15 protein-coding genes are annotated in these 22,765 nt (G+C 68.0%); 7 read left to right on the top strand and 8 right to left on the bottom strand.

Annotated features, from left to right (window positions below; all coding sequences use genetic code 11):
- Positions 1-44: 44 nt before the first annotated feature.
- Positions 45-1,964, bottom strand: a complete 1,920-nt coding sequence (locus tag BMY89_RS03305) for a polysaccharide biosynthesis protein (RefSeq protein ID WP_092374532.1) — start codon at positions 1,962-1,964, stop codon at positions 45-47.
- A gap of 946 nt (positions 1,965-2,910) precedes the next feature.
- On the opposite strand from BMY89_RS03305, the gene BMY89_RS03300 reads away from it, so the two are divergent.
- The 4 genes from BMY89_RS03300 (at position 2,911) to BMY89_RS03285 (ending at position 8,416) form a co-directional block, all read left to right on the top strand.
- Positions 2,911-4,764: an ABC transporter ATP-binding protein gene (locus BMY89_RS03300; RefSeq protein ID WP_092374529.1), complete on the top strand. Its 1,854-nt coding sequence runs from the start codon at positions 2,911-2,913 to the stop codon at positions 4,762-4,764.
- Between the two features lie 45 nt (positions 4,765-4,809).
- Positions 4,810-5,940: a glycosyltransferase family 4 protein gene (locus tag BMY89_RS03295; RefSeq protein WP_092374526.1), complete on the top strand. Its 1,131-nt coding sequence runs from the start codon at positions 4,810-4,812 to the stop codon at positions 5,938-5,940.
- 99 nt (positions 5,941-6,039) lie between these two features.
- Entirely contained in the window at positions 6,040-7,272 is a 1,233-nt protein-coding gene (locus tag BMY89_RS03290; RefSeq protein ID WP_092374523.1) for an O-antigen ligase family protein, read from the top strand.
- Positions 7,259-8,416, top strand: a complete 1,158-nt coding sequence (locus tag BMY89_RS03285) for a glycosyltransferase (RefSeq protein WP_092374520.1) — start codon at positions 7,259-7,261, stop codon at positions 8,414-8,416. Before BMY89_RS03290 ends, BMY89_RS03285 begins: the two co-directional genes overlap by 14 nt.
- On the opposite strand, the gene BMY89_RS03280 is transcribed toward BMY89_RS03285, so the two are convergent.
- The 7 genes from BMY89_RS03280 to glgC all read right to left on the bottom strand — a co-directional run bounded on the left by BMY89_RS03280 (position 8,410) and on the right by glgC (position 16,907).
- Positions 8,410-9,609: a glycosyltransferase family 4 protein gene (locus BMY89_RS03280; protein WP_092374517.1), complete on the bottom strand. Its 1,200-nt coding sequence runs from the start codon at positions 9,607-9,609 to the stop codon at positions 8,410-8,412. The genes BMY89_RS03285 and BMY89_RS03280 overlap by 7 nt on opposite strands.
- Before the next feature lie 39 nt (positions 9,610-9,648).
- Entirely contained in the window at positions 9,649-10,647 is a 999-nt protein-coding gene (locus tag BMY89_RS03275) for a glycosyltransferase (RefSeq protein WP_139217891.1), read from the bottom strand.
- A 60-nt stretch (positions 10,648-10,707) separates the two neighbouring features.
- Positions 10,708-11,655, bottom strand: a complete 948-nt coding sequence (locus BMY89_RS03270; protein WP_092374511.1) for an NAD-dependent epimerase/dehydratase family protein — start codon at positions 11,653-11,655, stop codon at positions 10,708-10,710.
- 188 nt (positions 11,656-11,843) lie between these two features.
- Positions 11,844-12,929, bottom strand: coding sequence for a polysaccharide pyruvyl transferase family protein (locus tag BMY89_RS03265; protein ID WP_092374508.1), 1,086 nt, complete (start codon positions 12,927-12,929; stop codon positions 11,844-11,846).
- A 93-nt stretch (positions 12,930-13,022) separates the two neighbouring features.
- Positions 13,023-13,802, bottom strand: coding sequence for a class I SAM-dependent methyltransferase (locus tag BMY89_RS03260; RefSeq protein WP_092374504.1), 780 nt, complete (start codon positions 13,800-13,802; stop codon positions 13,023-13,025).
- Positions 13,803-14,031: 229 nt separating this feature from the next.
- On the bottom strand, positions 14,032-15,678 hold the full coding sequence (gene pgm, locus BMY89_RS03255; RefSeq protein WP_092374500.1) for a phosphoglucomutase (alpha-D-glucose-1,6-bisphosphate-dependent): 1,647 nt from the start codon (positions 15,676-15,678) through the stop codon (positions 14,032-14,034).
- Complete coding sequence (glgC, locus tag BMY89_RS03250) at positions 15,675-16,907, bottom strand: glucose-1-phosphate adenylyltransferase (RefSeq protein ID WP_092374497.1); 1,233 nt, start codon at positions 16,905-16,907, stop codon at positions 15,675-15,677. The genes pgm and glgC overlap by 4 nt, the downstream gene beginning before the upstream one ends.
- A gap of 95 nt (positions 16,908-17,002) precedes the next feature.
- On the opposite strand from glgC, the gene glgA reads away from it, so the two are divergent.
- The 3 genes from glgA (at position 17,003) to glgB (ending at position 22,622) form a co-directional block, all read left to right on the top strand.
- Entirely contained in the window at positions 17,003-18,214 is a 1,212-nt protein-coding gene (gene glgA / locus BMY89_RS03245; RefSeq protein WP_092374494.1) for a glycogen synthase, read from the top strand.
- A gap of 209 nt (positions 18,215-18,423) precedes the next feature.
- Positions 18,424-20,532 (top strand): alpha-1,4-glucan--maltose-1-phosphate maltosyltransferase, encoded by a 2,109-nt coding sequence (locus tag BMY89_RS03240; RefSeq protein ID WP_092374491.1) that lies wholly within the window; start codon positions 18,424-18,426, stop codon positions 20,530-20,532.
- Positions 20,520-22,622: a 1,4-alpha-glucan branching protein GlgB gene (glgB, locus tag BMY89_RS03235; RefSeq protein ID WP_092374488.1), complete on the top strand. Its 2,103-nt coding sequence runs from the start codon at positions 20,520-20,522 to the stop codon at positions 22,620-22,622. Before BMY89_RS03240 ends, glgB begins: the two co-directional genes overlap by 13 nt.
- Positions 22,623-22,765 lie beyond the last annotated feature (143 nt).

Here is a 22,765-nt window from a genome sequence, read left to right as displayed (position 1 = left end):
CGGACAGCATTCGGAGCAACGAGCGAGACCAACCTCCAGAGACGTCAGAAAAGCGGGTTTCGTGGCGAAACAGCGGGAACTACGCTGCGATCAGCGGGAAGCGGTATTCCCGCCTGATGCTCGCCGGCCGCCGTCGCGGGCAGGGCGCCGCAGAGGCGGGCCAACTGGTCGATGACCCTCTCGGGCTCGTCGAACGGGTCCAGCTCGCCGAGCTCCGGGGGATCCAGTACGGGCACGGTGACGTGCGAGATCAGCGGATGCAGCGGGCGGTGGTCTGATTCGCCCTGCCCCAGCAGGTCCTCGTGCAGCTTCTCACCCGGCCGCAGTCCGGTGTAGAGGATCTGGACCGGGCTGCTCGCCTGGGCGACCAGGCGGCGCGCCAGGTCGTCGATGCGGACCGGTTCACCCATGTCCAGCACCAGGGCCTCCCCGTCGCGGCCGATCTGCGCCGCCTGGAGCACCAAGTGCACCGCTTCCTGGACCGTCATCAGGTACCTGGTCACGTCGGGGTGAGTGACCGTCAACGGCTGGCCGGACTCGATCTGCCGCTGGAACGCGGTCACCACCGAACCGCGGCTGCTCAGCACGTTGCCGAACCGGACGCTGAGAAACGTGCCCGGGTAGTTGGCCGCCGCGTGCGCGGTGAGCATCTCCGTGATGCGTTTCGAGTAGCCGAGCACACTGATCGGGTTCGCGGCCTTGTCGGTCGAGATATTGACGAAGCGGGCGACATCTCGACAGGCGTCGAGGACGGTCAGGGTTCCCCACACGTTCGTCTTGATCGCCTCCCCCGGATGCCGCTGAAGCAAAGTCAGGTGCTTCAGCGCCGCAGCGTGAAAGACGATCTCCGGCTGGCGTTCCTGCATGATGCGCCGGATGCCCTCATCGTCACGCAGGTCGGCGAGGATCAGTTCGGGGCCGTCCAGCAACGCACGCCCGGTCAGCGACATCTGGAGGCCGTGGAGGGCGGATTCATCCCGGTCGAGCATCATCAGCTCGGCGGGGTTGGCCCGCATGATCTGGCGACACAGCTCCGAGCCGATCGAGCCCCCGGCACCGGTGACCAGGATGCGCCGGCCGGTGAGTCCGTTGTCGTCCAGCGTCAGGTCGCCAACGACCTGGCGTCGGCCGAGCAGATCGCCGATCTGAACATCCCGCACGTCGTTGACGGTGATTCGATGATCCACCAACTCTCGGACCGGCGGAAGAATCTTGAATGCGGCGCTGGCGCGGAGGGTGGCCTCCCGGATCTCGCGGATCAGCGTGGCGTTCGCATTCGCCACAGACAGAATCACGGTGGTCGCCCCGGTACGGCGGACGGCATTGCCTAGCTCCTCCCGGCTGCCCAGCACCGGCACGCCGGCGATGCGTAGGTCACGCTTACCCGGGTCGTCGTCGAGCGCGCCGACCGGCAGGTACCGGCCTTTCGGGTCGCTCAGCATCGCGCGCACCAGGCCCTGACCGGCCTCGCCGAGACCGAAGAGCAGTACGGGGGCCGCCGAACGGGCGTCCGGACGCAGGGCCCGGTCGCGCCGGTGCCGGTGCAGAAGACGGAGGCTGAGCATCAGCAGCAGGGCCAGGGCGCCGCCGATCACGGGGGCGCTGGCGGGCAGGGGCCGCTCGTCAAGCGCGAGAATGGTGAGCAGTACTGCGGCTGCCGTGACCACCGTGGTCCCCGCCAACCCTCGAACCTCCTCGATACTGCCGAGCGGAGGTCGCCCGGACCGGATTCGGCGTACCGCGCTGACGCCGACGTGCAGGACCGCAGCCGCACCGCCGAGCACAGCAGCATTGAAAGCCTGCTCGACGGTCACCCCGAGCTCGTACCTCGCCCAACTGGCGACGATGAAACCCCCGACCCAGGCCGACGCGTCGGCGACCAGGTACATGATGGTTCGACGGTTCGCCCTGACCCGCTCGGTGGCAGTGCCCGCTGGTGGTACACGCTGTAGTTCCGGCGACATGTCTTACTCCCTGTCCCGTCGTAGCCTGCGTTGACCAATGGCAGGTCAGGGCCACGTTCGCTCCCGAACTGCTTATCGAAGGAGCGGGCCGCACGCCCAGGTTTTCGATTTTTTGGCAGAAATTTGACTATTCAACGTGGACGAGGGGCTTGAATCTCATAGCATCTCACCGAGGTTAATAACATTCACTTCATCCCGAGTAACGTGAGGAATGAAGGCCGCTCGCAATCCACTCGGACCGAGTCCGGGCGGGAATTGTCGACCTCGCCCCACGGAGGACTGCCCTGACCGCGAGAAGCTCGCCTCCACGGTGGTGCAGAAGTTCCACTCGGCACGGCTGCGGACATGCTGGCCGTAGCCGACCGCGCCGCGACCGACGGCTGGCCAGCAGTGCGCCAGGCAAGGATCTCAGGCAGACAGGTGAGGGTCTGCCCCAGCGCCGTGATCGTGTCGGGTTCGCCATGCCCGGTCGGACGAGTGTCCCGCCACCGCAGAGGATCGTTGTCCCCTCCGTGCGGGATTTTCACTTCTCTCCGGTCAACAGGAGAATGAATGAATGAATGGGCCTGTCCCGCTGGTGATACGGAGAAACAGAAACGTGATCGTGTTTGCCTGAACGCTTCGGGCCGACCATTGCACCGACGCAGCGGGCTCACCCGGGCAGTCCGCTCCCAGGCGCGGCCCCGACGAGCGGGCACCTTCCGCGATACAGAGGTCGTCGCGACGGCGGTGCGGGACACGTTCGCGAGTCATCCGAAACACCTGTAGTGCCGACGCTGCGGGCCCTGACTCATTGCGAGCCGGGGCCGGAGCGTCGATCGGAAAGAGATTCATAATTCGACCGAGGATTCAGAGCGATCTTTCAAATCAGATATGTTGAGTTCGACAATTCTCAGCCAAGGTTTCGTGGTTGCATCGATGCGGCGACAGGGACGACGGGAGTGCGATGACTCTGAGCGGCACGGAAACACACACGGGCAATGACGGCGTGGTGCGCACCATGCGGCGGGGCGTAGCACTGCTTGATGAACATTCGCGGCGGCACTACGTCCTCGCGGCACCGGCAGCCCTCATCATCATGATCCTCGAGCTTGTCGGCTTCATCGCGCTGGCCGCCGTGGTCCAGGTGCTGACCACGCCCGCGCTGCTGACCAGCGCCGGGCCGAGGAGCCTTATCGGCCTCACTCAGGGCGTCGTGGGGGCGAAGTCACCCACGACGTACGTCGCCGTCGTAGGTGCGTTCGCGGTTGGCCTGCTCATCGCCCGGGGCGCGTTCGCGTCGGTCGTGGCGTGGTGGCAGGCCGGCGTGCTCGCACGGGCGGAGGCGGCCCTGTCGACACGGTTGTTCCGGACGTTCGTCACCGCCGACTACGGGTTTCACCTGGAGCACCACTCGGCCGACCTCACCCGGACGGTCGCCCAGTCCGTCCGGTTGCTCATGGCCCGAGTCCTGCTGCCCGGGACCAGCGTCGTCATCGAGGGCGCCCTCATTGTGGGGCTCGGCGCTGCGCTCCTGGCCATGGAGCCGTTGCCCGCGCTGACCTCGATGACCACGCTGGGCCTTGCGATGGCCCTCTACCTGGCGGTGGTCCGACGCAAGTCACGGCGCATCGGTATGGACGACGAGCGTCTCGGCGCGCAGGACCAGCGCATCATCCAAGAGGGTCTCGGTGCGGTCAAGGTGCTCACCATCCTCGAGCGGCGCCGGCACGTCGTCGCCCGCTTCGACGTGTCCCGCCACCAGCACACCCAGGCCCTGCGCGGTCTGCTCTTCATGTCAAGTCTCTCGCGCTACTACCTGGAAGCCGTCGTCCTCGTCGTGGCCGCCGCGATCGCCATGGCGGCACTCTCCGACGGCAAGGCCGGGGCACTCGGATCCATCGGCGTCATACTCGCCGGGTCCATGCGCCTGCTGCCATCGGTCCAACGGCTGTTGGTGGCGCTGAACAACATCAGAGCTGGCGCCAGCAGCATCGACACGATCGAAAGGGACCTGTCGCTGGCCGCGGCCGATGAACCCGACGAGCCGCAGAGAACGCCGTCAACAGCCGTCCCATTCCACGACCGCATCGAGTTTCGCGACCTGACATACCGGTATCCGTCCGCGTCGACACCGGCGTTGCACACCATCAATCTGGTCATCCGGTATGGCGAATCAGTGGGCATCACCGGAACGTCTGGCTCGGGCAAGACAACCCTCGTCGACGTGCTCACCGGCCTCCTGACGCCCGCCGACGGCGGCGGGATCTACGTGGACGGCGTGAAAATCACCCGGGCGAACCTGGCTTCCTGGCGTACTCAGATCGGCTACGTTCCGCAGGAAACCGTCATCGTGGACGACAGCATTCGGCGAAACGTCGCGCTGGGGCTCGATGACGAGGACATCGACGACCAGGCGGTGTGGCGGGCGCTGGAGCAGGCACAGTTGCGGGGCCTGGTCGAAGGGCTTGCGGACGGATTGGACAGCCGGCTCGGCGAACGCGGCGTGCGTATGTCGGGCGGACAGCGGCAACGCATCGGGATCGCCCGTGCCCTCTACCACAGCCCGCGCGTTCTGGTGCTCGACGAGGCGACCGCCGCACTTGACGACACGACGGAAGGCCAGATCGTCTCCACCATCGAACGCCTGCACGGCAAGGTCACCATCGTCATGATCGCGCATCGACTCAGCACCGTCGAGCGCTGTGACGCGCTCGTGCTGCTTGAACACGGGCGGGTCGAGACGATCCGTACCTTGCCCGCGTCGGCGTCACACCCGTCACCGCACCATGCCCTGACCAGAGCCCCCGCGACCAGCTGAGAGTGAGCGGTACTCGTGAGTTCAGATATTGCCACCGGCCGCCCGATGACGGTCGCGGTCGTCACCCCCTGGTATCCCGAACCAGACCGGCCGTGGGAGGGCACCTTCATCGCCAACCCGTGCCATGCGCTTCGGAAACTCGGCGTACGTATGCGGGTGTTCAAGCTGACCGGGCGCCCCCCTGCGGTGAGAGTGAACGAGATCGACCCGGATACCGGGAGGGCCATCGCTCCGTCCGGAATCCTGATTCGCAGTTCGCGCCACCTCGCGTCTGTCATCAACAGTGGCTGGTTGTGGTCCGAATCCTGCGACGTCGTCCTGGTCGAAGAGGTGTGGACGAGCATCTTGCTGCGCAAGGCCAGGACGCCACCGCAGGTGGTAGTACTGCACGGCCGGCAGCCGATGACCACTTCGGGCGCCCGTACCGACCCGATCCGCCGAAGCATCATCGCTGCCTCCCTTCGACGTGCGTCGGCGCTGATCGCCGTCGGCGCCGGCATTCTCGAAGATCTGCCCCCCGACCTGCGGCAGGTCTGCACCGTCGTACCGAACGGAGTACTGCTCGACGCCTTTCCCCGGCGCGCCGTGTCAGCGTCCGAGCGGGTACGGGCCGCCGACTTCCCCCGCCTCGTCACGGTTGGGAACGTGGACTCGAACAAGAACCAGGAAACCGTGCTGCGGGCCTTCGCCTCGATCCGGGACACCTGGCCTACGGCCAGTTGGTCGGTGGTTGGCGACGGGCCCGAGCGGCGCCGTCTGGAAGGACTGCGCGACCAATTGGGCCACCACGACCGGATCCGCTTCACCGGTCGGGCCGCACCCGCGCAGGTGGCGGCGATATTGAACCGGTCGGATCTGTTCGTGATGCCATCACGCATCGAGTCGTTCGGCTGCGCCTACCTGGAGGCAATGGCCGTGGGCGTGCCCACGATCGTGCCCCGATCTGCCGGCCTTGCCGCCCTCATCGATGACGACCGGTACCTGCATGATCCAGACAACGGTGCGGAGATCGTCGCAAAGGCCAACGCGATCCTGTCGAGTCCGACACAGTACGAACAGGCAGTCGCCTTCGGTCTGGCGCTCGCCGAGCGGTGGACCTGGCAAGCCCACGCCGAATCCCTGGCCGACGTGCTCAGAAAATCCGTGGCGGTAAGAGAGGCGGTGCCGACACCATGATGCTCACCGTATTCGGACCCGGCAGCCGACTTGCCGAGAGCACGACAGTGCGTCGCGCGGCATCCGACACGGCCCCGGCCAACACGCACGAGGCCATCAATGGATAGTGGCGTTGGCTTCGCCTGGGACATTGCGCTGGCGGGCGCAATCGCGCTCTTCACACTCAGTCTGCTGCACATACCGGCCACGGCAACAGTCAGCATATCGGTCCTTCTTCTTCTGTCCTCGTCGACATCCTTTGATCCCGGCGACAACGCCGGACTGTCCGCGGCAGTCCGGATCGCCAGCGTCCTCTTGCTGGCGCGGTTCATGTGGAGTTCGGTCGCCGCCCAGGTGCGGGCCGAGGAAGTCAGCGTGCTCGACAGATGCAACCGCTTTGTCGGCGTGCTGGCCGCCGCGATCTTCGCCTACCTGGCGTACGCGACCCTCGGACACGGAATGTACCTGGAGCCACTGCTCTACGGTGCGGGCGTGTTGCTGGCCGTGGTGTACGGGAAGACGCTCGCTCAGCGGATCGCCGGGCCAGACCTCCGTAACGGGATCCTCCTCGCGCTCCTCGTCGCCGTGTTGGGCAGCGTCGCCCTCGGGCTCGTTGGGGCGGGCGACAGCATCATCGGCGACCGGCTCAGAGGGATCGCCGGCAATCCGAACCTGCTCGGGTTCTACACGATTCTCGTCCTCGCGCTCCTCCTGTCGTACCGGAGACTCGGCCTCTGGATGCTCCCCTTGGGCGCGGTGACCATTGCGGCGCTGGTCTGGTCGGGAAGCCGAGCGGCACTCGTAGCGGCGGTACTCGTGGTGACGATGAACTTCGCGCTTCGGCAGAGCCCACTGCGGACCCTATGGATCCTGCTCGGAGCGACGACCCTCGTGCTCGCACTGATCAACCCGGATTGGATGACGGGCATCGACCTGCCGATCTTCCGGACCAACAACTCACGGCAAAGCTCGTACGAGTACACCTTGCAGGTGCTGGCAGACACCAGGTGGCACGGCGTTGGCTTCAAGGCTGAGGCCACGGAGGTGGCGAGCACGCCACTGCGTGCCCTGACCCATGCCGGGCTCGTCGGTGGCGCCGCAGTTCTGATGATGTACGCGGTGATCCTCTACTACTCGGCAAAGATCGGCCGGCGGACCCTGGTGTTCGGCGGCGCGATGGTCGTGCACAGCCTGTTCGAGGGCTGGCTCCTGTCGCCTGTCGGACCGATGACTATGTGCTTTGTGGCCACCTGGTGCGCGTTGGCGAAGTGCGAAGCGCGCTCGTCCACACCCGGCCAAGAGGCGCGCTCGCCGGTACCGGTTTCGGAGGAACATCTTCATGTCGTCACGTGACACAATTGTCTTCTGGCAGAACGTGCCGTCTATACACCAGGCACCGCTGATGCGTACGCTCGCCCAGCACGCCCCCGGTCCGGTCGTCGTCATCACCGAGTTCGACCTGCCACCCCAGCGCGAGAAGTCGGGATGGCACCGGCCAGATTACGGTCCGGCGACACTGATCGCCGCACCGAGCGTGGCCGAGCGCGAGCGACTCGAAGCGAGCCTGGCCGGCGGCGTTCACATCTTCTCCGGCGTTGGCGCCTATCGCGCGACCACAGGTTCCCTGCTTTCGATACGGAGCCGTGGCGGTGCCCTCGTCGGTGTCTACACCGAGCCCTGGAATCCGGTGAGCTGGCGAGGTTGGCTGCGGTCGCTGCGCACCCGGATGGCGGCACGGCGTCTACTCGGAGACGTCGATTTCCTGCTCACCACCGGGCCGGTCGGAGAGCGGCAGTACGTCCGGATCGGCTTCCCCGCCACCCGCGTATTCCGCTTCGGGTACTTCGTCGACCCCCACGAGCGGGTGGACGCGGATGTCACTGGATCGACGGAAGGCGGACCGATCCGTCTTGTCTTCGTAGGCTCGGTGGACCGGAGAAAGCAGCCGGAGTTGCTGCTCACCGCCCTGTCCCGGTGTGAGCGCGACTGGACCCTCGACGTGGTCGGTAATGGGCCGCTGCTCCACCGCGCTATGACGCTCGCCAACAGGCTCGGCATCGACAGCCGAGTTCACTGGCAGGGGCACCTGAGCAACACCGCGGCACGGGACGTCATCGCGGCAGGTGACATCCTCGTCCTTCCAAGCCGGCACGACGGGTGGGGCGCGGTGGTGAACGAAGCGCTCATGGCGGGCACCCGGGTCGTGGTCAGCGACCGCTGCGGCGCCCAGGATCTCGCCGTCTCCGACAGTCTCAGCCGGCTGTTCGATGGCACCGACGTGACCTCGCTGACCCGCGCGCTGTCCGCGACGATGTCGTATGGACGGGTCGGGGCTGACGAGCGAGCCGCCCGGGTCCGCTGGGCAGCGGCGCACCTCGCTCCGGAACGAGGTGCAAAGTACCTGCTCGACCTCGTCGCCCACGTGCGGGACGGATCACCGAGGCCGGCGCCGCCCTGGAACAGCACCGGCGCTGGCGCGGAAAAGACTGCTCAGTAGGTGCGGGTGTCCGCCGATCCGCTGACCCTGGCTCGACGGTGGTACATGGTGAGGTGTTCGGCCACTGCAGCGTCCAGGGAGAACACACTGCTCTCGAACCGAGCGACCGCGCCGGCCCGGTCGTGCGTCCCGGACGTGCCGAGCACGACGCGGACGGCTGTGGCCCACACCTGTGCTGCCGCGTCCTGGTCGATGAGGGTGATCCCGGGCAGTCGGTCAGCGATGAACCGTGCTCCGGGAAGGTCGGTCGAGACCACCGGCGTACCGACGGCGGCCGCCTCCAGAACGGATCCCGGCAGACCCTCCAAGATTGAAGGAGCGAGGACGACGTCCGCCTGACGTAGCAGCCCTCCGATGTCCTCGCGCGGGCCGAGCTGGTGAATACGATGGCTCACCGCGAGCCTGTCCGCCTCGGTGTGCACCAGAGTGTCGGCGGCAGCATGTGACGGTCCCACCAGTACGGCATGGGCATCGATGCCCGCCTGTAGCAGTGCCACGATCACCGACGGTAGGAAGTGTGTCCTCTTCTCCCTGGAGGCCCGCCCCACGGTCAGGCAGATGACCGCGTCGCGCCCGGCGCCGATGGCCGCGCGCAGATCGAGGTCGGACGGACGGAGTAAACGATCGAGATCGAGTCCGTTAAGGACCACCCGACACCGCGGATCACTCGGCCAGGACGGAGAGTATCCGCAGGACAGGGCGCTGGGCGAGACTCCCAGCACATCGGTCGCGGACATGTCGACCAGCCGACGGAGGAGTACCCGTTGCATGCGCCGGCGAGGGGAACGCCGCCAGGTGTCGTCGCCTCGAAAGTGGGCTACCCGGGTCGGCACCCCGGCGACCGCCGCGAGAGCGAGCAGCGCCCCGGAGAAATTCCCGAGGTCGGCGTGCACCGCCGTCGGGCGTAGTTGTCGAAGCAGCCGCAGGAAGCGACGGGGGAATCGCCGATCCAGGGCAAGCGGGTACACGCTGCCGCCGTACCGTCGGACCGTGGGCGCGAGCGGTCCGGGGCCGACGTTCTCGCAGAGGGTCACCAGGTCGACCACGATGCCGGCGTCCGCCAGACGCGGCAGCAGTTCGACGGTGCGCATTTCCGCGCCGCCGAAGTTCAGCATGCCGACGACACGGATGACGCGGATTACCGGCGGGCGCCCCCGGGTGGCCCGGAAGATGTGCTGTTGGTGGTGGGACATCGTCTTCCCCCGATCGTCACCGGCTCGGCATGGTCACCATCACGGGCCAGCCGGCGCGGGCTGCGGAGCTTCCTCTACGGTGGCCGGACGCAACCCGAGCAATCGGGTGAAATAGGCTCCGCGTTCGAACGCATGCGGTTCGGGGACAACATCCCGGTTCAGCCCGTCGAGCGCGTCGGTGAGACTGTCGATGTCGGAGAGTCGGTACGGCACGAGCGCGTCGCCGGCGATCTCACGCGTCTGACCGGTCTCCGGAGCCAGCACCGGCAGCCCATACACGCGCGCTTCCGCCAAGGCGTAGCCAAACGACTCCAGAACACACGGGAAGAAGACGCCCGTCGCTCGTCGCCAGTGCTCGGTGAGTTCATGGTGGGGCAGCCGCCCCAACAGGTCGAGGCGCGGATGACCCACCAGGTCGGCCGGAAGTTCGTGGGCGTACGCGGTCAACTTCACCCGCTGCGGCGCTGCGCGCCGATCGAGCGCTGCGAGCAGCACTCGAAGCTCGCTCGCCACGTTCTTGTAAGGCGACAGCACGACCGGGACCAGAATCGAGGGCTCGCCGCCTGGAACACGCGGGCCGACCGGACTGACGGGATTGCCGAGGACCAGCAGACGGTCGCGTACCGCCGGTACCCGGGCGCTCACCCGTTCTGCCATCGCGGAACACGGAACGACGATCACGTCGGCCCGGCGTAGCATCCGTCGTACGACGGGAATCTGCATCCGGAGCGACCGGGGCGCCAGGGCCAGCGATCCCTGCTCGGCGGGGCTCAGGAAGTGAAGGGCATTGTGCACCAGCACCCGGCGCTCGGTCCCACGCCAGGCGAACGCGACGTTGTTCAGCGAGACCGTCACGGGTACCGGACCGGCGTGCGCCTCTCGAAGCATCAGCCATGTCGGCGTCAGATATCGGTCTCGTCCGATAACGCGTACGGGCAGGTGACGGTCGACCAGAAAGGCTTCGAGTTCGACCTTCAACCTTCCCGTACCGCCCTGCATACCACCGGCGGAATCAATCACAATCCGCACTTCATCCACCGAACTTCTCCAATGTGCTCGCAGGTGGTGGTTGTCGCCGCCGGGGGCGACGACCGGTGGTCATCGGTCTCGCGATGGTCGACCAGCCATCCATTCCGCGGTGATCCGAAGCCCTTGGCACCGGTCGACCGGTGCCAGGTCCGGAAACAGCTCACGCAGGGTGCTGTTGTCGGCGAGTGAGTGCGGCACGTCGCCGGTCCGGGACGGACCGAACTGGCGCTCGATCGGCCGGCCGAGCACCTCGGCGAGTTCGTCGAGCACTTGCAGCAGGTTCACCCGGGCACCAAAGGCGAGGTTGACCGGATGCGGGTGGTGCACCTTCCGGCGTAGCGCGTCGAGGATCACCTGGCAGACCGTTCCCACGTAGGTGAAATCCCGGGACTGTGTGCCGTCGCCGTGTACCAGAACGGGTTGACGATGCAGCGCCGCGTGGACGAACCGGGGTATGACGGCGGCGTAGGCGTGGTCGTGTCGCTGCCCCGGGCCGAACACGTTGAAGAAGCGGAAGGCCAGCGTGGGTAGACCGAACGACGCCTGGTACGCCAGGGCATAGGCCTCGCTGGCGAGCTTGCTGGCGGCATACGGGCTCATCGGACGGGTCCAGGTGAGTTCAGGTTTCGGCAGTGCAGGGTTCATGCCGTAGACCGACGAAGAGGAGGCGACCAGAATGTGGCCGACGTCGTGCCGCCGCGCCGCATCGAGCACCATGAGCGTTCCGGTGGCGTTCGCGTGATGGGAGGCCACCGGGTCGTCCAGTGAGCGGGGCACGCTGGGCAGAGCTGCCAGATGGACGACGGCATCCCGACCGGCCATGGCGCGGTCCAAGGCGCCCGGATCGAGGACTGAGCCCTCGATGAACTCGACGTCCAGTCCTTCGAGGTTGCCGAGCAGCCCGATGGACAGGTCATCGAACACGGTCACCTCCTTGACCGTTGAGTCGAGCAACGCGGACCGGGCGAGATTGCTACCGATAAACCCGGCTCCACCGGTGATGAGGATGCGCGACACAATGCCCCCCGCTGTGTTTGACTCAACCACCTGTACATCGACTGAGGGCCCCCCGCCGTGACGGGACCTTCCGCCGAATCGGGCCGAGGAACTAGAAACAACCGAAAGGTCAGGGGCCTATTACGACTCGACCGTGATTTGATCTTTGGTCTGGCGGTGAGGCCACCCAGACGGCGACACGAACGCCACTATCCATTGAGGGCTTCGTATGCTTCGAGTGCCGCGACGCCGATTGCCGTACGACGCTGCGTCACATGCGCAGCGAGTGTCTTGATAGCTGTCTCTCGCTCATCGTAGAGGTGGCCCGTCATGGCGGCGAGGCCGTCACTGGTGACCTCCGATGTGCGGATCGTCCAGCGTCTGGCCCCGACCGACTCCTGGAAATCTCGACACTTCGGACGGTATTCGAGGGCGATCGATGGTGTTGCCACGCACGCAGCGCCGACGACGGCGTGCAGCTTCTGCGCGACAAGAACATCGATTTCCTTCATCAGCCGCCGCAATTCGGCGGCGGTACGCAACTGCGGAGCCAGGATGGCGGGACATCCAAGCTCGTTGGCGACCGATGTGGTAAGCGCGTCGTCGCGGTCCCACACCGAGATGAGCACCATCTGCAGGCCACGCTTGCGCATCAGATGGCCGTACTCCACCACAGTACGGACCAGCTCAGCGGGGTTGCGCTGCCACTGGTTACCGGTGAAGCCGAGGTTGATGCCGATCCTCCCCACGGCGGGCCGGTGACGCAGGTCGGCGTCGAGCGCGAACAGCAGAACCGGATCACCGCTTATCTCTGCCTCGACGCCGGCCTCGCGGAGCAGCTGCTGGGAGAGAGGCCCGCGCACCCACACCTTCGGCATGCTACGCAACAGGGGTATCCACGCCCGCAGCTCACTCTTGTCACCGGGGGTGCCGGTGGACGGCATGACGGGATCGTCGACGCCGGTGCCGATGTTGACCACGGGGCGTCCGCGCAGCAGGGCCATGGTCGATTCGAGACCACGCCGGAAGGCGGAGGACCCGATCAAAGTGCCGCCGCCCAGCACGGTCCCGCGCAACTGCCGACGCCGCACGGTGCCGGACCCGAGGATCGCGGGGAAGGAATGCACCTGTCGTAGCGGAATGTCGGGCAGGGAGTGCTGGTGCGCCCAGTACAGGAGGTTGTCGCCGAGGTTGAGGTTTCCCGGCACCCGCGGACCGACGTACACGCCGGTGCCGGTATCGGCCGTGCTGATCCGCACCGTGTCATGCGCATACGTGATGAAATCGCGGCCCATTCTACGTACGGTCCGTGTCACGGCGCCTGCACCGCCCTCTCGCGCGATCGACAGTTGAGCAGGGCTCTGGCCTGTTGTGGAGTGTGCACCACGCTATCGCTGACGGTATGGGGCTCTCTGCTGCTCAGAGTCATCGCACTCCTCGCCTTCTCCCCACACGACCCGAAATGAGAGATATTCTCCGATCCAGGGTATTCTTATGCCTTGACGCCCCGTCAGCGCGAAGCCACATCCCTCAATCTCGTCGACCAGATCGTTGATCGAACTCCACGATGTTGCCGCCCACTCGTCGAAGCGAACCTCCGAGGCCCCCTGTTGGGCGTCGACGAGAAGCATGCCGTCCCGCTTGAGCACTCGACGGATCTCGCTCAGTGTCTGCTTGAGATCCAGAGCATGGTCGAACGAATTGCAGTAGATAGCGTCGACCGATTCTGCCGGGAAGACGAGTTGATGAAAGTCCCCAGGAAGCACCCACCGGTTCTCGGGGCCGGGGTTGAGATCGATGCCCACCGCGAACGCACCCAGGTCGTGGAATGCCTTGACCTCGGTGCCGATCCGGGCGGCCAGACAGAGCACGGAGCGCCCAGCCCACTCTTCTCCCGCCAAGCGCTCCGCAAGTGCGGGGCGGAATACCTGTTCATAGCTGGTGAGATCCAACAGCGCCAACTTGCTGCGCTGGTGAGTCAGGTACGAATCGTAGGACCGGTAGCGTCGGCTTACGAGTGACTGCTGCGGATCGAGTGGCTGACGACCGCTCCGGTGCAGCAGAAACCAATACCAGCCAGACCAGCCTTCACGGTCGAGCAATATCCGAGCGGTGCGTCTCGGCTGCAGTACGGCTTTGCTGATAATTTTCGTGATTACCTGAGGCATGTTCGCCTTCCCGCGCCACCACTCCGGCCTCTAACCGCTGCGGCCTTTACACACTAGCCACAGCCGATGTCGAATCTATCAGCAAACCCAACGAAGCGCCCTGACTTCAGGCAGGGCGCGCCAGGCGACGATGGATCTGAAACCGATTCACCAGCACGCTGAAACCATTTCTGAATTTCTTACATCCGCGCGGCTGAACAATTCATCCGTGGCCGACCAGACCTGCCCCTCAGGAGCCGGCGAGCACCGTGGAAACCAGGTCCTTCGCCTCCTGTTGGAGGCGGGCCAGATGCTCTGGCCCCTGGAACGACTCGGCGTAGATCTTGTAGACGTCCTCCGTGCCGGACGGGCGGGCGGCGAACCAGCCGCTCTCCGTGGTGACCTTGAGTCCGCCGATCGGCGCGCCGTTGCCGGGCGCGGTGGTGAGGGTCGCGGTGATCGGCTCGCCGGCCAGTTCGGTCGCGGTGACCTGCTCCGGGGAGAGCTTGCCGAGCACGGCCTTCTGCTCCCGGGTGGCCGGTGCGTCGATCCGGGCGTACGCGGGCGCGCCGAAGCGCTCGGCCAACTCGGCCCAGTGCTCGCTCGGGGTCCGCCCGGTCACCCCGATGATCTCGGCGGCGAGCAGGCAGAGCAGGATGCCGTCCTTGTCGGTGGTCCAGGTGCCGCCGTCGCGGCGCAGGAAGGACGCGCCGGCGCTCTCCTCGCCGCCGAAGCCGACCGCGCCGTCGAGCAGCCCGGGCACGAACCACTTGAAGCCCACCGGCACCTCCAGCAGCGGACGCCCGAGGTCGGCGGCGACCCGGTCGATCATGGAGGAGGAGACCAGGGTCTTGCCGATCGCGGCGTCCGGTCCCCACTGCGTGCGGGTCCGGAACAGGTGGGCGATCGCCACCGCGAGGTAGTGGTTCGGGTTCATCAGCCCGGCGTCGGGGGTGACGATGCCGTGCCGGTCGGCGTCGGCGTCGTTTCCGGTGGCGACCTGGTAGTCGGCGCGCATGGCGATCAGCGAGGCCATCGCGTTCGGCGAGGAGCAGTCCATCCGGATCTTGCCGTCGCCGTCGAGGGTCATGAACCGCCAGGTCGGGTCGACGGTCGGGTTGACCACGGTCAGGTCGAGCCGGTGCCGCTGGGCGATCTCACCCCAGTAGTCGACGCTGGCGCCGCCGAGCGGGTCGGCGCCGATGCGGACCCCGGCGGCGCGGATCGCGTCGATGTCGATCGCCGCCGGCAGGTCGTCGACGTAGCGGCCGAGGAAGTCGTACGTGTCGGTGGTGTCGGCGACCCGGGCGCGCGCGTACGGAATGCGGCGCACCTCCTTGAGCCCGGCGGCGAGGATCGCGTTCGCGCGTTCCTGGATCCACTTCGTGACGTCGGAGTCGGCCGGTCCGCCGTGGGTGGGGTTGTACTTGAATCCGCCGTCGTCCGGCGGGTTGTGCGACGGGGTTATCACGACGCCGTCAGCCAGCCCGGTGGTGCGGCCCCGGTTGTGGGTGAGGATGGCGTGCGAGACCGCCGGGGTGGGGGTGTAGCCGTCCCGGCTGTCCAGCAGCACGGTGACGTCGTTGGCGGCGAGCACCTCCAGGGCGTCCACGGTCGCCGGCACGGAGAGCGCGTGGGTGTCCCGGCCGAGGAAGAGCGGGCCGTCGACGCCCTGCTCCCGCCGGTAGTCGCAGAGCGCCTGGGTGACCGCGAGGATGTGGTCGGAGTTGAAGGCGTTGCGCAGGCTCGACCCGCGGTGCCCGGAGGTGCCGAAGGAAACCTGCTGCGCCGGGTCGGCCGGGTCGGGGTGCTCGGCGTAGTAGGCGGTCACCAGCCGCGGTACGTCGACCAGGTCGGCGGGCTCGGCCGGCTGGCCGGCGCGGGGATGACTGCTCACGGTTCCACCTTCTGTCCCTTGCCGATGACCACGATGCCGTTGTCGGAGACGGTGTAGCGCTGCCGGTCCCGTTCCAGGTCCACACCGATCTCGGCGCCCTCGGGCACCTGGACGTTCTTGTCCAGGATGGCCCGCCGGACCACGGCGTGCCGGCCGATGTCGACGCCCTCCATCAGTACCGAGCCGTCCACGTGCGCCCAGGAGTGGACCTTCACCTTCGGTGAGACGATCGAGTTCTCCACCAGCGAACCGGAGATCACCGCGCCGGGCGAGACCATCGAGGCGACCGCCCGGCCGACCCGCTCGCCCCACTGGTGGACGAACTTGGCCGGCGGGAACGGCGGCTGCTCGGTGTAGATCGGCCAGTCGAAGTTGTAGAGGTTGAACACCGGGTGGACGTTGATCAGATCCATGTGGGCGTCGTAGAAGGAGTCGAGGGTTCCCACGTCCCGCCAGTAGCCGCGGTCCCGGTCGGTGCTGCCCGGCACCTCGTTGTCACGGAAGTCGTAGACGTTCGCCTCGCCGCGCTCGACCAGCGCCGGGATGATGCTGCCGCCCATGTCGTGCTTGCTGGTCTTGTCCTCCGCGTCGCGTTCGACAACGTCGACCAGCGCCCGGGTGGTGAAGACGTAGTTGCCCATCGAGGCGTAGATCTCGTCGGGCGCGTCGGGCAGGCCCACCGCGTCGGTGGGCTTCTCCCGGAAGGCCCGGATCCGCCGGCCGTCCTCGCCGACCTCGATGACACCGAACTGGTCGGCGGTGGCCAGCGGCTGCCGGATGCCCGCCACCGTGACCGAGGCACCGGAGGCGATGTGGTCCTCCACCATCTGGCGCGGGTCCATCCGGTAGATGTGGTCGGCACCAAAGACGATCACGTAGTCGGGCTGCTCGTCGTAGATCAGGTTGAAGCTCTGGTAGATCGCGTCGGCCGAGCCGGCGAACCACCAGGGGCCACGACGCTGCTGCGCGGGCACCGGGGTGACGTAGTTGCCCAGCAGGGTCGACATCCGCCATGTCTTGGTGATGTGCCGGTCGAGGGAGTGGGACTTGTACTGGGTCAACACGACGATCTTCAGATAGCCGGCGTTGGCCAGGTTGGAGAGGACGAAGTCGACCATGCGGTACATCCCGCCGAACGGGACGGCCGGCTTGGCCCGGTCCGTGGTCAGCGGCATCAGGCGCTTGCCCTCTCCGCCGGCCAGGACGATCGCGAGCACCTTGGCAGCCATGAGCAGACGCTATCCATACCGGTGCCGGTTCACCACTCGTACGGGCACAGTTCCGCAGCCGGTGCGGCGCTCGGTTCTGCACTAGGGTGCCGGACATGACCGACTCCGCCCCGCTACGCGTCGACCTGCTCACCCGCGAATACCCGCCGGAGGTCTACGGCGGCGCCGGAGTGCACGTCGAGTACCTGGCCCGGGAGCTGCGCCGGATCACCCACGTGCGGGTGCACTGCTTCGGCGCGCCGCGCACCGAGCCGGGGGTGCGGGCGTACCCCGAGCCGGCGGCCCTGGCCGGCGCGAACGCCGCGCTGCGGACGATGGGGGTGGACCTGGAGATGGCCGCCGGATGCGCCGGCGCGGACGTGGTGCACAGCCACACCTGGTACGCCAACCTGGCCGGGCACACCGCGAAGCTGCTGTACGGGGTGCCGCACGTGGTGACGGCGCACAGCCTGGAGCCGCTGCGGCCGTGGAAGGCGGAGCAGCTCGGCGGCGGCTACGCGCTCTCCTCCTGGTGCGAGCGCACCGCCTACGAGTCGGCCGACGCGATCGTGGCGGTCAGCGCGGGGATGCGCCGCGACGTGCTGGCCGCGTACCCGTCGGTCGACCCGGACCGGGTACACGTGATCTACAACGGCATCGACACCGCGCAGTACGCCCCCGATCCGGGCACCGACGTGCTGGCGCGCCTGGGTATCGACCCGGCCCTGCCCAGCGTGGTCTACGTCGGCCGGATCACCCACCAGAAGGGCCTGCCGCACCTGCTGCGCGCCGCCCGGGAGCTGCCGCCGGAGACCCAGTTGGTGCTGCTGGCCGGCGCACCGGACACCCCGGAGATCGCCGCCGAGGTGGAGGGTCTGGTCGCCGAGTTGCGGGCTACCCGCTCCGGGGTGGTCTGGGTGGCCGAGATGCTGCCCAAGTCCGAGGTGATCCAGGTCCTCACCCACGCCACCATCTTCGTCTGCCCGTCGGTCTACGAGCCGATGGGCATCGTCAACCTGGAGGCGATGGCCTGCGAGACGGCGGTGGTGGCCACCGCCACCGGCGGCATCCCGGAGGTGGTCGCCGACGGCGAGACCGGCCTGCTGGTGCCGATCGAGCAGGCCGCCGACGGGTCTGGCCGTCCGCTGGATCCGGAGCGCTTCGAGGCCGACCTGGCGACCCGACTGAACACGCTGCTGGCCGACCCGGAGCGCGCTGCCGCCCTCGGCCGGGCCGGACGACGGCGCGCGGTCGAGCACTTCTCCTGGGACGCGATCGCCGCCCGCACCCTCGACCTCTACCGCTCGCTGCTCAGCCGTTCGGTGTGATCAACTCGAGCTGCGGCAAGTAGGTCGCCACGCAGCAGCTCCATCAGTCACCTTGACGCCGTCTGACGTCAGGGCCGGTCACGAGTTGCGGCAGGTCGGGCCATCAGCCGGCCGGGAAGGCGCAACATGCCGCAAGTCGCGACGGGCAGCCTGTCGGGAGGCGGGCGGTCAGCCGAGCGCGAGGGGATCTCGGGCAGTAGGTTGAACCGGTGAGTGGACGGTTCCCGATCGAAGACGTCTCCCCCGCCGTCTCCTGCGGTCGCTACCCGGCCCGCGCTGTCGTCGGCGAGCTGGTACCGGTGTCGGCGCGGGCGTACCGCGAGGGGCATGACGCGCTCGGCTGCAACGTGGTCTGGCTCGGCCCCGACGGTCGGGCTCGCCCGTTCACCCGGATGCGGCCGGGTGAGCCAGGCCAGGACCGGTGGCACGCCACCATCGCACCGGACGCGGTCGGCGAGTGGATCTTCACCGTCGAGGCGTTCAGCGACCCGTATCTGACCTGGCACAACGCGGTGACCAAGAAGATCGCCGCCGGCCAGGGCGCGGTGGAGCTGGCCAACGACCTGGCCGACGGCGTACGCGTGCTGACCGCCGCCACCAAACTGGTGCCGAAAGCCGACCGGGTTCGCCTCCGGAATGCCGTGAAGGCGCTGCGCGACACCGCCCGGCCGCTGCCTGAGCGGGTGAGTCCGGCGCTGGAGCTGGCCGAGCTGCTCTGGGAGCATCCGGTGCGGGAGCTGGTCACCACCGGCGAGGAGTACCGCATCTGGGTGGACCGTGAGCGGGCTCTCTTCTCCGCCTGGTACGAATTCTTCCCCCGCTCGGAGGGGGCGATCCCGGCGACCGTCGACGCGCCGGCCCGGTCCGGCACCTTCGCCACCGCCACCGAGCGGCTGCCGGGCGTCGCGGCGATGGGCTTCGACGTGCTCTACCTGCCGCCGATCCACCCGATCGGCCGGGTCAACCGCAAGGGCCCCAACAACAGCCTGGTCGCCGGGCCGGACGACGTGGGCTCGCCGTGGGCGATCGGCGCCGAGGAGGGCGGGCACGACGCCATCCACCCCGACCTGGGTACGCCGGCGGACTTCCGCGACTTCGTCGTCGCCGCCGCCGAGCACGGCCTGGAGGTGGCGATGGACCTGGCGTTGCAGTGCGCGCCGGACCACCCCTGGGTGACCGAGCACCCGGAGTGGTTCACCACCCGGGCCGACGGCAGCATCGGGTACGCGGAGAACCCGCCGAAGAAGTACCAGGACATCTACCCGCTGAACTTCGACAACGACCCCGACGGCATCCGCGCCGAGATGCTGCGGGTGGTGCTGCACTGGGTCGGCGAGGGCGTGAAGATCTTCCGGGTCGACAACCCGCACACCAAGCCGGTCGACTTCTGGCACTGGCTGATCTGGGCGGTCAAGCTGGTCGACCCGGACGTGCTCTTCCTCGCCGAGGCGTTCACCCGGCCGGCGATGATGCACGGGCTGGCCAAGGTCGGGTTCACCCAGTCGTACACGTACTTCACCTGGCGGACCTCGGCGGCGCAGCTGCGCGGGTACTGCGAGGAGCTGGTGGCGGCGGCCGACTACATGCGGCCGAACTTCTGGCCCAACACCCCCGACATCCTGCACGAGACCCTCCAGCACGGCGGCCCGCCGATGTTCAAGATCCGGGCGGTGCTGGCCGCGCTGCTCTCCCCCTCCTGGGGCATGTACGCCGGCTACGAGCTGTTCGAGCACGTCGCCCGCCCCGGCGCCGAGGAGTACCTGGACAACGAGAAGTACCAGCTGCGCCCCCGGGACTGGGCCGGCGCGCTGGCGCGCGGGCGCTCGCTGGCGCCGTTCATCACCACCCTCAACCGGGTCCGCCGGGACAATCCGGCCCTGCACCGGCTGCGGAACCTGGTCTTCCACGACATCGACAACCCGGCGCTGCTGTGCTGGTCCAAGCGCGACACGGCCACCGGCAACACGGTGCTGGTGATCTGCTCGTTCGACTCGCACACCGTGCAGTGGGGCAACACCACGCTGGACATGCCGGCGCTGGGCCTGGACTGGCACGACCGGTTCACCGTGCACGACGAGCTGACCGGCGCCAGTTACGACTGGGGGCAGCGCAACGCGGTCCGGCTCGACCCGTACCTGCAACCGGCGCACGTGCTCACCCTGCGCCGCCCGGCCGCGCCCGGGCCGGCCGACGCCGGGTCACCGGGTCAGGCCGGTACCGAGCCGGCCACCCTGACCGTCCAGGACGTGCCCGCCGACCTGTCCGGCACCGCACCGACCGCTCCCGCCCAGAAGGACGACGCCCGATGGACCAGCTGATTTCCGGGGAGATCCACGACCCGCACGCCGTGCTCGGCGCGCACCCGGCCGGCGGGCGTACGGTGATCCGCACCCTGCGCCGGGGCGCTGGCGACGTGAGCGTGCTGGTCGGCGACGAGCGGCACCCGATGAAGCGGGTACACGACGTCGGCGTGTTCGAGGCGACCGTCCCCGGCGAGGTGCTCGACTACCGGGTGGACGTCGACGGCCGACTGGACGACGACCCGTACCGGCACCCGCCGGTCCTCGGTGAGCTGGACCTGCACCTGATCGGCGAGGGCCGGCACGAGCGGCTGTGGGAGGCGCTCGGCGCCCGGGTCCTCGACGGCGGGGTCGCGTTCGCGGTGTGGGCGCCCAACGCCCGGGGTGTGCGGGTCATCGGCGACTTCACCGGCTGGGCGCCCGACGACGGTTGGCCGATGCGCTCGCTCGGCTCGACCGGGGTGTGGGAGATCTTCGTGCCGGGGGCCTCGGCCGGCAGCCGGTACAAGTACCGCGTCCTCGGTGCCGACGGGTACTGGCGGGACAAGGCCGACCCCCTCGCGGCGTACGCGGAGGTGGCGCCGGCCAATGCCTCGGTGGTGCACCGCTCGACCTACCAGTGGGGCGACGCCGACTGGCTGGCCCGGCGGTCCCAGCGGCAGCCGCACCAGGAGCCGATGAGCGTGTACGAGGTGCACCTCGGCTCGTGGCGGCCCGGCCTGGGCTACCGGGAGCTGGCCGAGCAGTTGACCGCGTACGTGGTGGAGCTGGGCTTCACCCACGTGGAGTTCCTGCCGGTGATGGAGCACCCGTTCGGCGGCTCCTGGGGCTACCAGGTCACCGGCTACTACGCCCCGACGGCCCGGTTCGGCAACCCCGACGACTTCCGGTACCTGGTGGACCGGCTGCACGCCGCCGGCATCGGGGTGATCCTGGACTGGGTGCCGGCGCACTTCCCGAAGGACGACTGGGCGCTGGCCCGCTTCGACGGCACCCCGCTCTACGAGCACCCCGACCCGCGCCGGGGCGAGCACCCGGACTGGGGCACGTACGTCTTCGACTTCGGTCGCCGGGAGGTACGCAACTTCCTGGTCGCCAACGCGCTCTACTGGCTCGACGAGTTCCACGTCGACGGGTTGCGGGTGGACGCGGTCGCCTCGATGCTCTACCTGGACTACTCCCGGTCCGATGGGCAGTGGGCGCCGAACGTGCACGGCGGCCGGGAAAACCTTGAGGCCCTCGCGTTCCTGCAGGAGGTCAACGCGACGGTCTACAAGCAGCACGCCGGGGTGGTGATGATCGCCGAGGAGTCGACGGCCTGGCCGGGGGTCACCCGGTCGACCGGCGACGGCGGGCTGGGCTTCGGGTTCAAGTGGAACATGGGCTGGATGCACGACACCCTGCTCTACACCTCGAAGGACCCGATCTACCGGCAGCACCACCACCATCAGCTCACCTTCTCCCTGGCGTACGCCTGGAGCGAGAACTACGTGCTGCCGATCAGCCACGACGAGGTGGTGCACGGCAAGGGTTCACTGCTCAGCAAGATGCCCGGTGACATGTGGCAACGGCTGGCCAACGTACGCGTACTGCTGGCGTACATGTGGGCGCACCCGGGCAAGCAGCTGCTCTTCATGGGCTGCGAGCTGGCCGACGACCGCGAGTGGAGCGAGGAACGCGGCCTCGACTGGTACCTCCCGCACGACCCGGCCCGGGCCGGCGTACAACGCCTGGTCGGCGACCTGAACCGGATCTACCGGGAGACTCCCCCGCTCTGGGCGCAGGACACCTCGCCGGCCGGGTTCCGCTGGCTGGCCGGTGACGACGTCGCCAACAACGCCATCTCGTTCGTCCGGATCGCGCCCGACGGGGCGACCCTGGTCTGCGTGGCCAACTTCTCCGCCCTGCCGCTGGAGGACTACCGGGTCGGCCTACCGGCCGCCGGCGCCTGGGCGGAGGTCCTCAACACCGACGCCCACCACTACGGCGGCTCCGGCGTCGGCAACCTCGGCACCGTGCACGCCGAGGACATCCCCTGGCACGGCCTGCCCGCCTCGGCCGCGCTGCGCGTCCCCCCGCTGGGCGCCCTCTGGCTCCACCTGGCTTGAAAGGAAGGGCCGGGGATGTACACCGCTGAGGCGAACGGGACCAACACCCACCGGATGGTGAACCGTCGAGCATCCACGTCCGGATGACTGGGGCATCGTGGATCACGAGGCGGAGGAACTGCCCTTTGGCCTTGAACAGGCGC

Source organism: Micromonospora phaseoli (assembly GCF_900109115.1).
In the GTDB taxonomy this organism is placed as follows: Bacteria; Actinomycetota; Actinomycetes; order Mycobacteriales; family Micromonosporaceae; genus Micromonospora; species Micromonospora phaseoli.
This window is presented reverse-complemented; position numbering and strand designations above follow the sequence as displayed.

What these genes read in the sequence shown, in the direction of transcription:
- BMY89_RS03265 (WP_092374508.1), bottom strand. Translation starts at nt 12,929, where the DNA reads ATGGGCCGCGATTTCATCACGTATGCGCATGACACGGTGCGGATCAGC.
- glgB (WP_092374488.1), top strand. Translation starts at nt 20,520, where the DNA reads ATGGACCAGCTGATTTCCGGGGAGATCCACGACCCGCACGCCGTGCTC.
- glgA (WP_092374494.1), top strand. Translation starts at nt 17,003, where the DNA reads ATGACCGACTCCGCCCCGCTACGCGTCGACCTGCTCACCCGCGAATAC.
- BMY89_RS03285 (WP_092374520.1), top strand. Translation starts at nt 7,259, where the DNA reads ATGTCGTCACGTGACACAATTGTCTTCTGGCAGAACGTGCCGTCTATA.
- BMY89_RS03295 (WP_092374526.1), top strand. Translation starts at nt 4,810, where the DNA reads ATGACGGTCGCGGTCGTCACCCCCTGGTATCCCGAACCAGACCGGCCG.
- BMY89_RS03305 (WP_092374532.1), bottom strand. Translation starts at nt 1,964, where the DNA reads ATGTCGCCGGAACTACAGCGTGTACCACCAGCGGGCACTGCCACCGAG.
- BMY89_RS03280 (WP_092374517.1), bottom strand. Translation starts at nt 9,609, where the DNA reads ATGTCCCACCACCAACAGCACATCTTCCGGGCCACCCGGGGGCGCCCG.
- BMY89_RS03300 (WP_092374529.1), top strand. Translation starts at nt 2,911, where the DNA reads ATGACTCTGAGCGGCACGGAAACACACACGGGCAATGACGGCGTGGTG.
- BMY89_RS03260 (WP_092374504.1), bottom strand. Translation starts at nt 13,802, where the DNA reads ATGCCTCAGGTAATCACGAAAATTATCAGCAAAGCCGTACTGCAGCCG.
- BMY89_RS03290 (WP_092374523.1), top strand. Translation starts at nt 6,040, where the DNA reads ATGGATAGTGGCGTTGGCTTCGCCTGGGACATTGCGCTGGCGGGCGCA.
- glgC (WP_092374497.1), bottom strand. Translation starts at nt 16,907, where the DNA reads ATGGCTGCCAAGGTGCTCGCGATCGTCCTGGCCGGCGGAGAGGGCAAG.